General features: G+C 66.9%; 9 protein-coding genes. 7 read left to right on the forward strand and 2 right to left on the reverse strand.

What is annotated here, in order from left to right; genetic code table 11:
- Positions 1 to 346 precede the first annotated feature (346 nt).
- The 3 genes from XcodCFBP4690_RS15975 to XcodCFBP4690_RS15980 are packed head-to-tail and all read left to right on the forward strand — an operon-like array spanning position 347 to position 1,443.
- Positions 347 to 775 carry a hypothetical protein gene (locus XcodCFBP4690_RS15975; RefSeq protein ID WP_104542381.1) on the forward strand — a complete coding sequence of 143 codons (429 nt, stop codon included), beginning with the start codon at positions 347 to 349 and terminating at the stop codon, positions 773 to 775.
- A 10-nt stretch (positions 776 to 785) separates the two neighbouring features.
- On the forward strand, positions 786 to 1,235 hold the full coding sequence (locus XcodCFBP4690_RS22790; RefSeq protein ID WP_167394665.1) for a 3-dehydroquinate dehydratase: 450 nt from the start codon (positions 786 to 788) through the stop codon (positions 1,233 to 1,235).
- Positions 1,216 to 1,443, forward strand: coding sequence for a hypothetical protein (locus tag XcodCFBP4690_RS15980; RefSeq protein ID WP_005996486.1), 228 nt, complete (start codon positions 1,216 to 1,218; stop codon positions 1,441 to 1,443). Before XcodCFBP4690_RS22790 ends, XcodCFBP4690_RS15980 begins: the two co-directional genes overlap by 20 nt.
- Positions 1,444 to 1,605: 162 nt before the next feature.
- On the opposite strand, the gene XcodCFBP4690_RS15985 is transcribed toward XcodCFBP4690_RS15980, so the two are convergent.
- Positions 1,606 to 3,345 (reverse strand): outer membrane protein assembly factor BamB family protein, encoded by a 1,740-nt coding sequence (locus XcodCFBP4690_RS15985; RefSeq protein WP_146091923.1) that lies wholly within the window; start codon positions 3,343 to 3,345, stop codon positions 1,606 to 1,608.
- Between the two features lie 533 nt (positions 3,346 to 3,878).
- Here XcodCFBP4690_RS15985 and XcodCFBP4690_RS15990 point away from each other — a divergent pair.
- Positions 3,879 to 4,226, forward strand: coding sequence for a putative signal transducing protein (locus XcodCFBP4690_RS15990; protein ID WP_167394666.1), 348 nt, complete (start codon positions 3,879 to 3,881; stop codon positions 4,224 to 4,226).
- Positions 4,227 to 4,237: 11 nt separating this feature from the next.
- Here XcodCFBP4690_RS15990 and XcodCFBP4690_RS15995 read toward each other — a convergent pair whose 3' ends face one another.
- On the reverse strand, positions 4,238 to 4,810 hold the full coding sequence (locus XcodCFBP4690_RS15995) for a gluconokinase (protein WP_104542389.1): 573 nt from the start codon (positions 4,808 to 4,810) through the stop codon (positions 4,238 to 4,240).
- Between the two features lie 157 nt (positions 4,811 to 4,967).
- Between XcodCFBP4690_RS15995 and XcodCFBP4690_RS16000 the strand changes: the two genes are divergently transcribed.
- The 3 genes from XcodCFBP4690_RS16000 to XcodCFBP4690_RS16010 all read left to right on the forward strand — a co-directional run bounded on the left by XcodCFBP4690_RS16000 (position 4,968) and on the right by XcodCFBP4690_RS16010 (position 13,453).
- Entirely contained in the window at positions 4,968 to 6,350 is a 1,383-nt protein-coding gene (locus tag XcodCFBP4690_RS16000) for an MFS transporter (protein WP_104542391.1), read from the forward strand.
- A gap of 2 nt (positions 6,351 to 6,352) precedes the next feature.
- Positions 6,353 to 8,752: a GH36-type glycosyl hydrolase domain-containing protein gene (locus XcodCFBP4690_RS16005; RefSeq protein ID WP_104542393.1), complete on the forward strand. Its 2,400-nt coding sequence runs from the start codon at positions 6,353 to 6,355 to the stop codon at positions 8,750 to 8,752.
- Between the two features lie 1,251 nt (positions 8,753 to 10,003).
- Positions 10,004 to 13,453: a hybrid sensor histidine kinase/response regulator gene (locus XcodCFBP4690_RS16010; RefSeq protein ID WP_104542395.1), complete on the forward strand. Its 3,450-nt coding sequence runs from the start codon at positions 10,004 to 10,006 to the stop codon at positions 13,451 to 13,453.
- Positions 13,454 to 13,497: the final 44 nt, after the last annotated feature.

Raw genomic sequence — 13,497 nt, forward strand, 5'->3', positions numbered from 1 at the left:
GATCTCGTGCCGGGTCTGCTTACGCTTGCCCAAGCCCTCAGCGTCACCGAACGTCAGCTGCATGGATGAATCCTCTACATGAGGCGATAGTGTCGCGCATCTGCGGTGAGTTGATCAGACCTTCCCTTACGCTTGCCCAAGCCCTCAGCGTCACCGAACGTCAGCTGCATGGATGAATCCTCTACATAAGGCGATAGTGTCGCGCATCTGCGGTGAGTTGATCAGACCTTCCCTAAGTGCAGCCATTACGCATTCTTTATGCTGCACCCTGAGGCGCGAATAGCCTCTTTATGCCCGCCAGGCCTACCTTGGCACTCCCGCACAGCAGTGCGTTGAGCCAAACACGATGTGTATCCTGATTTTGCGAGGTCCTCAGGCCGATCCGGCGCCGTTGGTGCCGATGCAGTTGTCCGAGTGTGCCGGGCGCGCGTTGCGCACGCTGGCGTGTGCCGATGTGGATAGCCTGATCGCCGAATTGCACGCAGCCGGTGGCGATGCCGAGGTGGAGCTGGTGCTGCTGGATTCGGGCGATCTGCCGTTGTCCGAGCGCAGCTGCGCCCGGGCCTTGCGTGCGGCGGTGGATGCGTTGCCCACGCCGTATATCGAGCTGCATGCCGATGCGGCGCAGGAGTTGGAGCCGTGGCTGCATCCGCAGCATGCGCCGTTGGCGGTGGTGATTGCCCCGCATGATGCGCCGCGTGCGTATGCGATGTCGCTGGGGATCGCGGCGCGCTGTCTGCCGTCGCTGCACGCGCCGTTGCGCGTTGCCGCCTGAGGAGACCGTAATGTCGATCATGATCGTGCGTGGGCCGGAGGCATCGCTGCCGTTGGTACGTGGGCCGCAGCCGTTGCCGCGGGCGGTGATCCGCCAGCTGGTGCAATGCGCCGGCGACGCAGGCAAGACGGTGGCGCTGCGGGCCTGTGGCTCGGAGCAGGAATTGCTGGATGCCTTGCGCGTGGCCGGTCAGGCGCGGATGGAGATCGCGTTGATCGATCCCGGCAGCTGCGTGGACAGCCCGCGCCTGCACCGGATCCTGGGCGCGCTGACGTACCCGTTCGTGGAAGCCCACGACGACAGCGTGGACCGGCCGGAGCGCTGCCTGCCGGATGGCTTTACGCAGCGGGTGGCCACGGTGCGCGGCTATTGCGCGCAGAGCTATCTGCTCGGGTTGGAGATTGCGTTGGAACATCTGGGCTGCACGGAGATCCAGGGCGATGTCCACGTCGGTACCTGAGCCACGCCAGCTGCATTACTTCGCCGACTACGAGGGGTACTGCGATGGTCGGCCGGTGCTGTGGGGGCAGCTGGCCCACAGCGTGGAGGTGCCCGCCGATGGCGAGCTGGATGCGGCGGGCCTGGTCTGCGCCTTGCGCCGCCGCGCGGCCGAGGCGCATGGACTGGAAGCCGGGCAGATCCGCTTGTGCCAGGTCACGCGTCTGTAGCGTCTTCCATCGAACAGCGTCAGGGGCACAGGCGACGACGCGCGATGCAGCGTGGATGCCCAAGGGGTCTGGCCGCGGCAGACACAACGACGCCACCCGAAGGTGGCGCCGTTGTACCGGAATGACTGCACGTCGTTGCATGCAGATCACCTGTGTTGACGCTTACTTGGCCGCGCCGCCATCCGGCACGAACTTGATCAACTGGTTGCCGGTGGCGGCGGTGCCGAAATTGAAGCGGCCGTAGCCGGCACCCCAGTACAGCGCACCGTTGGAAATGGCCGGCGAGCTGATCACCGAGCCGGAGGCGTCGTAGTTCCACAGCGTCGCGCCGGTGTCGGTATCCAGCGCCACCATATTGCCGGCCATCGAGCCGGCGAACAGCAGGTTGGGCGAGGTCGTCAGCGAGCCCTGGCCACCGGCCGGCACGGTCGGATTCACGCGGTTGATGCCGGGCACCTTGACCTGCCACTTGATCCTGCCGGTGGCCGCGTCCAGCGCCGCCCACGAGCCGCCATTGTGGCTCTGGGTATTGGCAGGCCCCAACGTGTAGGTGGCATTGGAGCTGTTGTTGATGGCCACATAGACCTGCGACTTGTACGGGTCGAACGCGGTGCCCCATTCCACGCCACCGGTGGTGCCGCCCGGGCCGACCTGGGTCGACCACACCTTGGCGCCGGTCTTGGCGTCGAAGGCCCAGTAGATGCCGCTCTTCTGGCCGGCTCCGACCAGTTGCTGTAGCTTGCCGTTGCGCGGCACCGCGAACAGCTGCACGCCGGCGCCGCCAAAGTCGTAATCCGGACCGGTCAGGTTGCTCGCCTGCGTATTCGGGCACAGGCCATTGGTGGGCGCCACGATGCAGGAAAGGTTCCAGGCGTCATAGCCCTGCGCGCGGTTGGCCCAGACCAGCTTGCCGGTGTCCAGGTTCAGCGAAATCACCGAATCGACGTAGTTGTCCGGCGCCATGCAGTTCAGCTCATCCTGCACGGTCAGTTCGCTGCCCCGGTAGGAGCGCGCATTGGAGACGCAGTTACCCACGCTCTGCGGAATGTTGTAGTTGTTGCCGGTGCCGAAATACAGGCGGCGGCTGATCGGGTCGATCGCCACCTGGCCCCACACCGATGCACCGGTATAGCCCTCGGGCACGTTGTAGAACTGCCACAGCTTCTCGCCGGTGTTCAGGTCCACTGCCACCACGCTGCCGCGGAAGCTGAAGGTGTGGTTGGCGTCCAGGTTGCCCCAGTCGCCGGAGGAGATGCCGACATAGATGCGATTGCCGTAGATGACCGGCGAGGAGGTGATGCGCGCCTGCGTATTGGCTTCCACCGTGCTCTTCCACAGCAGCTTGCCGGTCTTCTTGTCGATGGCCAGCAGGGTACCGGATGCCTGATCGCCAACAATGATGCTCCTGGCGCTGATCGCCGGCGTGTTGCGCGTGACCGAATTGGCATTGCCGGTGTAATCGGACAGTTTGGCCTGCCAGTTCGGCTTGCCGGTCTGGCTGTCCACGCTGTACAGCGTACCGCCCCAGTCGGGCACGTACAGCGTGCCGCCCTCGATACTGGGGGTGGCCGAGATGTCGCCGGTGGTGGTCAGGGTCCAGGCCGGCTTGAGCGTCCTGACGGTGCTGCGGTTGATCTTCCACTCGCCCGGGGCGAAGCGCGAATTGAAGTAGCCGCCACCGGCCGTGGGCCAGTTGCTCGGGCTGGCGAACGGAAGCTCTTTGCCGAAGCTGTGCCAGACCTGGCCGGAGCGCGCAAACGCCTGTGCGTCCAGGGACGACACTGGTTGCTGGGAGGGTGCGGCGGTCGTGGCGCCAGACTGGGCAAAGGCCACTGCGCTGGCCAGCAGGCAGGGAATGAGCGTCAAACTGCGGAACCGCAAACGGCGATTGGAGTTGGTCATCACGGCGTATCCATTGGTGGTGAGGAAGCGCTGGATCCCCCCGGATCTGCGTAGCGAAGATCGCCGATCACGGCGTCCCTGCAACACCGGCGCGACCCTGCATTCACTCAACGGTCGGGTCTGCCTGGATCTGGTATGACCAAGTCGAAAAATTTGCGTTCAGCGTGTGCGTTAATCGCGCAATTAGTGATGATGCATCACTATTTTCCGTGTCTGCGATAGAAAAAATCATTCAGGACGACAAGGTTGAATTCGCACGCAAATCATAGGTTTGCAAAAAGTAACCAGGACATCTTGCGCCACCTCGTAGCGCGGTTGGCGGGCTGCCGATGGCCGCGCCTGTACGTGACGTGGAGCATGCAGCGTAAGGCACGACGGTCGGAAGCCCTTGACCCTGGCGCGCACGCGTCCGGTGCCGGATGCGTGCATGGCGGGCTCGCGCCGGCATTGCGGTCTCGCGAGCCGGCGGCTTGACGCCAAGCAACGTGCGCCTGCCGCTACCATGTCGGCGTCTGATCGCGCACGGAGCCCGCATGTCGACATGGCTGACGCTGGTGTCCTACGACAATGCCCTGCAGGCAAGACTGGTGGCCGGGCGTCTGCAGGCCGAAGGCATCGCGGTGTATCTGGCCGACGAACAGCAATGTCTTGCGCAGTGGTATCTATGCCAGGCGCTGGGCGGGATCAAGCTTCGCGTGGAGGCAACGCAATGGGCGCAGGCTCGCGCCGTGCTGGCCGACCTGGAAGCCGGCGCACATGCTTTGCCCGAGGGCGCCGACGAGGCGCCGTTGCCGCACTCGCGACACGACACGTTATCGGCGCGTCTTGCATTACTGGTGTTGAGCGTCCTGGCGATTCCGCTGCCATGGCGGCGTCGCTAGGGCGCGCTACCCTATGCGTTGGTGCTGGCGTTGGCTGCTGCCGTGTCGATCAGCGCCAGTTGCGCGATCGCATCGCGCACCACCTCCGGCACGCTGGCGTCCACGTCCACCGACACCACGTCTGCTTCGTCCAACGGCAATTCCAGCGTCTGCAGCTGGCTGTCGAGCAGGCTCGGGGGCATGAAGTGGCCGGCACGCGCACCCAGGCGCGCGGCGATCACGTGCGGCGCGGCATGCAGGAACACGAAGCGCATCGGCACGCCGCTGCCGCGCAGCAATTGGCGATGGGTGCGGCGCAATCCGGAGAACGCCAGCACCACCGATTGGCCGGCCTGCACGCACTCGCGCAGGGTGGCCGACAGCAGTTCCACCCACGGCAGGCGCATGGCGTCGGTGAGCGGTTGGCCGGCGGCCATCTGCGCGCGCGCAGCCACGCTGTGATAGTCGTCGGCATCCAGGAAACGGAAGCCGTAATGCGCGGCCAGTGCCTGCGCGATGGTGGTCTTGCCACTGCCCGACACGCCCATCACGACGATGGCCAGGGGCGAAGCGGACGCGGGCGCGGCAGGTGCGGCGATGTCCATCACGTCAGGTTATATCTCCGGATCGATTCGGCATTTGAGCGGATTTCACGTTGGCGCCAGCCGATGCGTGGTGTAGCGTCGGCGCTCCTTGCCAGGTGAGCGGGCGCCCAGCGTAACGGCGTGACCGGCCGGGTACAACGCATCCGAAGGTCACCCGATGACGTCAACACCCGCATCGTCCCCTGCCTCGGCGCGCCTGCGCTGGCGCGAAAAGCTGGGCTACGGCGCCGGCGATCTGGGCCTGAATCTGTACTGGGCCAACATCTCCGCGTTCCTGCTGATCTTCTACACCGACACCATGCACCTGCCGGCCGCGGCCGTGGGCACGATGATCCTGCTCACCAAGATCGCCGATGCGATCGCCGACCCGGCGATGGGGGCGATCGCCGACCGTACGCGCAGCCGCTGGGGTAAGTTCCGCCCGTATCTGCTGTGGGGCGCGGTGCCGATGGCGGTGACCGGCGTGCTGGCCTACACCACCCCGGACCTGGATCAGAACGGGCGCATGTGGTGGGCCACGATCAGCTTCCTGGTGATGATGCTGGCCTACACCGTGGTGAGCATTCCGTACTCGGCGCTCTCGGGCGTGATCACCGCCGACAGCAAGCAGCGCACCGGCCTGATCAGTCTGCGTTTCATCGGTGCGTTTGCAGGCACCACGCTGGTCAACTATTTCACGATGGATCTGGTGCGCTGGTTCGGCGGCGGCAACGATGCGCAGGGCTGGCAGCGCACGATGATGCTGTATGGCGCGGTGGCGGTGATGTTGTTCGTCGGCGTGGCCTTGACCACGCGCGAGCGCGTGCAGCCGCCGCCGCAACAACGCACGCCGATCGGGCGCGACATCGCCGACCTGCTGCAGAACAAGCCCTGGTGCGTGCTGTTCGTGCTGTCGTTGAGCATCATGATCACCATTACCATGCGCGGCGGTGCGGGCGTGTATTACCTCAAGTATTACGTGCAACGGCCGGATCTGGTCGGCGCGTTCCTGGGCTGCTATTCGGTGGCACTGGGCGTAGGTGCGGCGATCACCCCGCTGCTGACGCGGCACTGGGACAAGCGCCAGCTGATGTGCGGGCTGATGGCGATCGTTGGCCTGTTGAGTTGTGCGATGTTCTTCGTACCTGCCGATGCGGTGTGGGCCATCTTTGGGTTGAACATCCTGATCGGCCTCGCGCTGGGGCCGAAATCGCCGCTGGCGTTTTCGATGTATGCCGACAGCGCCGATTACACCGAATGGCGCACCGGCCGGCGCGCCACCGCGATGACGTTCGCGGCGGCCACGTTCTCGCAGAAGCTTGGCGGCGCGCTCGCCTCGGCCGGCATCGCCTGGGTGCTGGCCGGCATGGGCTATGTCGCCAACAGTGCGCAGTCCACTGCTTCGTTGACCGGCATCGTGCTGCTATTGACGGTGATCCCGGGCGCGGTTGCGCTGCTGGCGGCATGGACGATGCGTTTCTATCCGCTGGACGACGGCTTGCTACGCCGTATCCAGCACGAACTGGCCGCGCGCAAGCGCGACGAACAGGAGCACCTCTGACCGTGTCTGCAACGCCTCTTGCTGCTTCCGACGATCTGTCCACCTTGCTGGCGCCCAGCGCCGATGGTGCGCGCTACGCGCTCTACAGCCCCACCGCCATGCCCAACGCCGGCGGGTTCCTGTGGAACCGTCGCATGATGCTGCAGCTCACTTGCCGCGGCTACGCCACCGGCCAGTTCATGCAGCCGGAGCCATCCAAGTACGCGCACGCGCCGATGCTGGAAGCGCGCAATTTCATGATGCCGGAGCAGCCGTACTACGCGCATCATCCCGGGCGTTTTTTCTATCTGAAGGACGAAGACAGCGGGGCCTTGTATTCGGTGCCGCACGAGCCGGTGCGTGCGCCGCCGCAGGCCTTCGAATTCTCCGCCGGCAAGCACGATGTGCGGTGGCGGGTACGTCACGACGATATCGTGGTGGAGCTGTGCGTGGCCCTGCCCACCGACGATGCGGTGGAGCTGTGGGAATGCCGCGTGCACAACCAGTCCGGGCGGGCGCGCCGGCTCAGCCTGTATGCGTACTTCCCGATCGGCTACATGTCGTGGATGCATCAGGCCGGCGGCTACGAGCCGGCGCTGGGCGGCATCGTCTGCCGCAGCGTGGCGCCGTACCAGAAAATCGACGACTACTTCCGCCAGCGCGATTTCAAGGACTGCACCTTCCTGCTGCACGAGCAGCCACCGGTGGCCTGGGAGGCGCAGCAGCTGGCCTTCGAAGGCGAGGGCGGGCTGCATGCGCCATCGGCGATCCAGGCCGAGCAGTTGGGCAATCACGAAGCGTATTACGAAACCCCGGCCGCCGCGCTGCAGTATCGCCTCGCCCTGGAAGCGGATGCCGCCAGCGTGTACCGCTTCGCGTTCGGGCCGGCCAAGGATGATGCGGAGATCGCCGCGCTGCGCGCGCGCTATCTCTCGCAGGACGGCTTCGCTGCGGCCGCGCGCGACTATGCGCAATACCTGCAGGGCGGGCGCGGCTGCATCCAGATCGCCACGCCGGATCCGGCGCTGGACAACCTGGTCAACCACTGGTTGCCGCGACAGGTGTTCTACCACGGCGACGTCAATCGCCTGACCACCGATCCGCAGACCCGCAACTATCTGCAGGACCACATGGGCATGGCGTATCTGCAGCCGGCCACCGCGCGCGCGGCGCTGCTGCATGCGCTGTCGCAGCAGGAGCCCAGCGGCGCGATGCCGGACGGCATCCTGCTGGTGGAAGGCGCCGAGCTGAAATACATCAACCAGGTGCCGCATACCGACCATTGCGTGTGGTTGCCGATGTTCCTGAGCGCGTACCTGGCCGAAACCGGCGATGCCAGCATCCTGGACGCGATCGTGCAGACCCATGACGGGCAGCGGCTGAGCGTGGCCGAGCGGCTGGATGCGGCGATGCAGTGGCTGCTGGATGCACGCGACGCGCGCGGCCTGAGCTTCATCGCGCAAGGCGACTGGAACGACCCGATGAACATGGTCGGCTGGCGCGGCAAGGGCGTGTCCGGCTGGCTCACCGTGGCCACCGCGTACGCATTGCGGCTGTGGTCCGACATCTGTGCTGCGCACGGCCGCAGCGCGCAGGCACAGACCTTCGGCGAAGCGGTCGGCACCGTCAACGCCGATGCCAACCGCGAGCTGTGGGACGGCAACTGGTATGCGCGCGGCATCACCGACGACGGCGTGCGGTTCGGTATCGCCGATGATGTGGAGGGACGCATCTACCTCAATCCGCAGAGCTTCGCGTTGCTAGCCGGCACTGCCGATGCGCAGCAACGTGCAGCGCTGCTGAAGGCGGTGCGCGAGCAGCTGCACACGCCGTACGGCCCGGTGATGCTGGCGCCGGCGTATACGCATATGCGCGACGACGTGGGCCGGTTGACCCAGAAGTGGCCGGGCGCGGCGGAGAACGGCGCGGTGTACAACCACGCGGCCGCGTTCTATCTGTACAGCCTGTACCAGATCGGCGAGTCCGATCGCGCCTGGGAGATCCTGCGCGCGTTGCTGCCTGGTCCGACGCGGGAGGACGTTCTGCAGCGCGGCCACCTGCCGGTGTCGCTGCCCAACTATTACCGCGGTGCCTGGCATCAGTACCCGCGCACGGCTGGGCGTTCGAGCCAGCTGTTCAACACCGGCACCGTGGCCTGGGTATATCGCTGCGTGCTGGAGGGTTTGTTTGGCCTGGTCGGCGAGGGCGATGCACTGGCGATCCGCCCGCAGCTGCCTTCGCACTGGCCACAGGCGCAGGTGACGCGCCAGTTCCGCGGCGCGCAGTTCGAGGTGCAACTGCAGCGCGAAGCCGGGCGCGTGGCGATGGAGGTGCTGGTGGACGGCGTGGTCAGCGCGGACCAGCGCGTGCACGCGGTGACTGCTGGCCGGGTGTATCGGGTGCAGGTGCGCCTGCCGGGCTGAGCGGCCTTGGCCCTCACCCGCCCTTCGGGCACCCTCTCCCGCAGGCGGGAGAGGGGAGCTGGTTAACACCGCGACGGAAGTGCTGGTGGACGGCGTGGTCAGCGCGGACCAGCGCGTGCACCCGGTGACTGCTGGCCGGGTGTATCGGGTGCAGGTGCGCCTGCCGGGTTGAGCGGCCTTGGCCCTCACCCGCCCTTCGGGCACCCTCTCCCGCAGGCGGGAGAGGGGAGCTGGTTAACACCGCGATGGAAGTGCTCGTGGACGCGTGGTCAGCGTGGAGTGCGCGTGCGCGGGGTGCCGCCGGGCGGGTGTATCGGGTGCAGGTGCGCCTGCCGGGCTGAGCGGCGCTCGGCCCCTCACCCGCCCTTCGGGCACCCTCTCCCGCAGGCGGGAGAGGGGAGCTGGTTAACACCGCGATGGAAGTGCTGGTGGACGGCTTGGTTAGCGCGGAGTGCGCGTGCGCGGGGTGCCGCCGGGCGGGTGTATCGGGTGCAGGTGCGCCTGCCGGGTTGAGCGGCGCTCGGCCCCTCACCCGCCCTTCGGGCACCCTCTCCCGCAGGCGGGAGAGGGGAGTTGGTTAACACCGCGATGGAAGTGCTGGTGGACGGCGTGGTTAGCGCGGACCAGCGCGTGCGCGGGGTGACTGCTGGCCGGGTGTATTGGGTGCAGGTGAGCCTGCCGGGCTGAGTGGCGCTCGGCCCCTCACCCGCCCTTCGGGCACCCTCTCCCGCAGGCGGGAGAGGGGAGCTGGCCAACTCCCTCAAGCGGGAAAGGGGAGTCGGCAAACACCAGGCGAGCCGCTGCATCGTCGTGCCATCGCTACAGCGGCGCACCGTCGCCCGGCCGTGCACGGGCTCGCGTCGCCGTTCGGGCGGAGGTCTCCTGCCGGATGCCTGAGTTGATGGGCCGACCATGCGGCAGGCAAGCGCATGCCACACAGCGCAACCGCACTCCCTTCTCCCGCTTGCGGGGGAAGGTGCCCGAAGGGCGGATGGGGGCGTTTGACCCTCGCCCCCATGCCTCGTGTCAGAGGCTGACGTAAAGAACCGTCTTCCCGGCAGCGCGAAACGCGTGCGTTGCCAGCATGACAACGCACTCCTTCCCGCAAGGACGGCAGGAACTGCCAGAAACGGCTTAAGCCCTTCGCCCTCGCCTCGACAGCCCGCACCCTCTCCGAATCCCGAATCCCGAATCCCGAATCCCATTCCCCATTCCGTAAACTCCCAGCTCGCCTTTCCCTGGGAACGCCCCTTGGTATCAAGCTGGATCCTGCTGCTGGTCTCCGTGGGCTATGCCGCGCTGCTGTTCGGGGTGGCGTGGTGGGGCGATCGCCGGCCGATGTATCCGGAGCGGCCGTGGCTGCGGCCGGCGGTCTACAGCCTGGCGCTGGCGGTGTACTGCTCGTCGTGGACCTTCTACGGGGCGGTGGGTTCGGCAGTGCGCAACGGCATCGGCTATCTGCCGATCTACCTGGGCCCCTTGCTGCTGCTGCTGTTCGGCTGGCGCATCATCGAACGCCTGGCGCTGATCGCACGTGCCGAAAATACCGTGTCCATCGCCGATTTCATCTCTTCGCGCTACGGCCGCTCGCGCCGGTTGGCCGCGCTGGTGGCGGTGATCGCGCTGGTCGGCATCGTGCCGTACCTGGCATTGCAGTACAAAGCCGTGGCGATGAGCCTGGAGGTGTTGACGGGGCATAGCAGCGCCGGGCGCGGCATTCTTGCGGATCCGGCGCTGTACGTGGCGCTGCTGATGGCCTTGTTCGCCACCTTGTTCGGCACCCGCCAGGTGGATGCCACCGAACACCATCACGGCATGATGCTGGCGATCGCGCTGGAGTCGGTGATCAAGCTGGTGGCCATCGTGGCGGTGGGCCTGTTCGCGTGGCTGTGGCTGAGCGACCACCAGCTGCATATCGCCGATTCGGCGCGCACCCTGTTCGAGCACACCCCGTCGGTCGGCTTCATCTCGCAGACGCTGCTGAGCTTTCTGGCCGTGATCTGCTTGCCACGCCAGTTCCATGTGGCAGTGGTGGAGTGCAGCGACGTGGGCGACATCCGTCGTGCGCGCTGGTTGTTCGGTGCCTACCTGGTGATCATTTCGGCGATGGTGGTGCCGATCGCCTCGGCCGGCATCGCGCTGTTCGGCAAGGGCAGTGCGGTGGTCGACGATGCGATGGTGCTGGCGCTGCCGCTGAGCCAGGGCAACACGGTGCTGGCGCTGGTGGCCTACGTGGGCGGCTTTTCCGCAGCCACGGGCATGGTGATCGTAGCCAGCATCGCCCTGGCCACCATGGTCAGCAACGATCTGGTGATGCCGGTGCTGTTGCGTCGCCGCGTCAGCGCGAACGCGCGCGCGGCCGTGGCATCGCGAGTGCTGTGGATCCGCCGCGTGGCGATCCTGCTGCTGGCCCTGATCGCCTATGGCTACCACCGCAGCGTGGCCAACGACACCACCCTGGCTGCCTATGGCCTGATGGCATTCGCGGCGGTGGCACAGTTCGCGCCGGGCGTGATCGGCGGGCTGTACTGGCGCGGTGCCAGCCGCAAGGGCGTGGAGACCGGCATGGTGCTGGGCTTCATGACCTGGATCTACACGCTGCTGCTGCCGGCGGCCACGCGCGCCGGCTGGCTACAACCGGAGTGGCTGGTGGATGGCCCGTTCGGCATTGCGTGGCTGCAGCCGCAGCAGCTGTTCGGCATGCGTGGCTGGGATCCGCTCGCGCACGGTACGTTCTGGTCGTTGTTGATCAACGTCGGCGCGATGATGCTGGTGTCGGCGCGTTGGCGCCCGGGTGTGGACGAGCGGCTGCGTGCCGCACCGTTCCTGGACCCGTATGCGCAGCGCCCGGCGGTGGCCGGCGAGTGGCCCGGGCATGTGCGCGTGGGCGATCTGCAGGCCCTGGCCGAACGCGTGGTGGGCGAGCGGCATGCGCGGCGCGCGTTCGTGGAGCAGGCGCAATTGCTGGAGCGCGAGCTGCAGCCGACGGTGGTGGCCGACCGCGCCTGGGTGCAGTTCACCGAGCGCCTGCTGGCAGCGTCCATCGGTGCAGCCTCGGCACGGCTGGTGCTGACCAGCCTGTTGCGCGGTTCGGGCATGGAGCTGGGCGAAGTGGTGGCGGTGCTGGACGAAGCCGGCCAGGAACTGCGCTTCAATCGCGAGATTCTCTCGACCACGCTGGAAAACATCAGCGCCGCGGTCAGCGTGGTCGACCCGGAGATGCGCCTGACCGCGTGGAACCGGCGCTACCAGCAGCTGTTCGGCTACCCCGACGGCATGCTGTACGTCGGCCGCCCAGTGGCCGATTTGATCCGCTACAACGCCGAGCGCGGCGAACTGGGCGAGGGCGATATCGAAGACCAGATCGATCGCCGTATCCGCCACATGCGCGCCGGCTCGCCGCATGTGTTCGAGCGCACCCGCAGCGATGGCAAGGTGATCGAGATGCGCGGCCAGGCGCTGCCCGGAGGCGGCTATGTCACCAGCTACAACGACATCACCGACTACAAGCGTGCCGAGCGCGCGCTGCTTGATGCCAACGAGAATCTGGAACAGCGCGTGGCCGACCGCTCGCGCGAGGCCGAGCTGGCGCAGCAATCCAAGACGCGCTTTCTCGCCGCGATCAGTCACGACGTGTTGCAGCCGCTCAACGCCGCGCGCCTGTTCGCCTCTGCCTTGCGCGAGAGCCACCAGAACAACGAAGAGCAGCGGCATCTTGCCGAGCGCGTGGACGCCTCGCTGCGTGCGGCCGAGGAATTGCTCGACGGCCTGCTCGACGTCTCGCGGCTGGATGCCGGCGGGCTGCGCCCCACGGTGGAGGATTTCGACGCCAGCGCGCTGATGCATGAGCTGGCCGCGCAGTACGCGCCGGTGGCGGCCAGCCGCGGCCTGCGCCTGCAGGTGCACACCCGCCCGATCTGGGTGCGCAGCGATCGTCGCCTGCTGCGGCGGGTGATGCAGAACTTCCTGGCCAATGCGCTGCGCTACACGCGGCAGGGTCGCATCGTACTGGGCATGCGCGGGCGTGGCACGCAGGTGGAATTGCAGGTCTGGGACACCGGCGCCGGCATCCCCGAGCACCATATGCGGCAGATCTTCGAAGAGTTCCGCCGCTACCAGCAGCCGTTCGACTGGGGCGAGCAGGGCCTGGGGTTGGGCCTGTCGATCTGCCAGCGCATCTCGCGCCTGCTCGACCACGACCTGAGCGCGCGCAGCCAGGTGGGCCGCGGCAGCATGTTCTCGATCCTGTTGCCGCGCGTTGCGCCGGTACCGGTGGCGCCGGTATCGCCGGCACCGGCCGCGCGCGCCCTGTCCAGTGACGACTCGCTGGCCGGCCTGCGCGTGTTGTGCGTGGACAACGACCGCGAGATTCTCGATGGCATGCGCGCGCTGCTGGGCCGCTGGCAGGTGGAGGTGATCACCGCCAGCACCGTCGACCAGGCACTGGACTGCGCACGTCAGCAGCCGGACCTGATGCTGGTGGACTACCACCTGCACGACCGCCTGGATGGCCTGGACACGCTCGATGCACTGCAGGCCGCTGCACCGTCGCCGATCGCCGGCGCGCTGCTCACCGCCGACGGCCGCGACGAACTCAAGCAACTTGCCCGCGAACGCGGGTATCGCTTGCTGACCAAACCGGTCAAGCCGGCGTCGCTGCGCGCATTCCTGAGCGCGTATCACGATGCAAAGACACGCTGACGAAGGCATCGTTGCCATCGCCGCGACATGCGGCGATGCAGGCT

This window comes from Xanthomonas codiaei (genome assembly GCF_002939785.1).
GTDB classification, from domain to species: domain Bacteria; phylum Pseudomonadota; class Gammaproteobacteria; order Xanthomonadales; family Xanthomonadaceae; genus Xanthomonas; species Xanthomonas codiaei.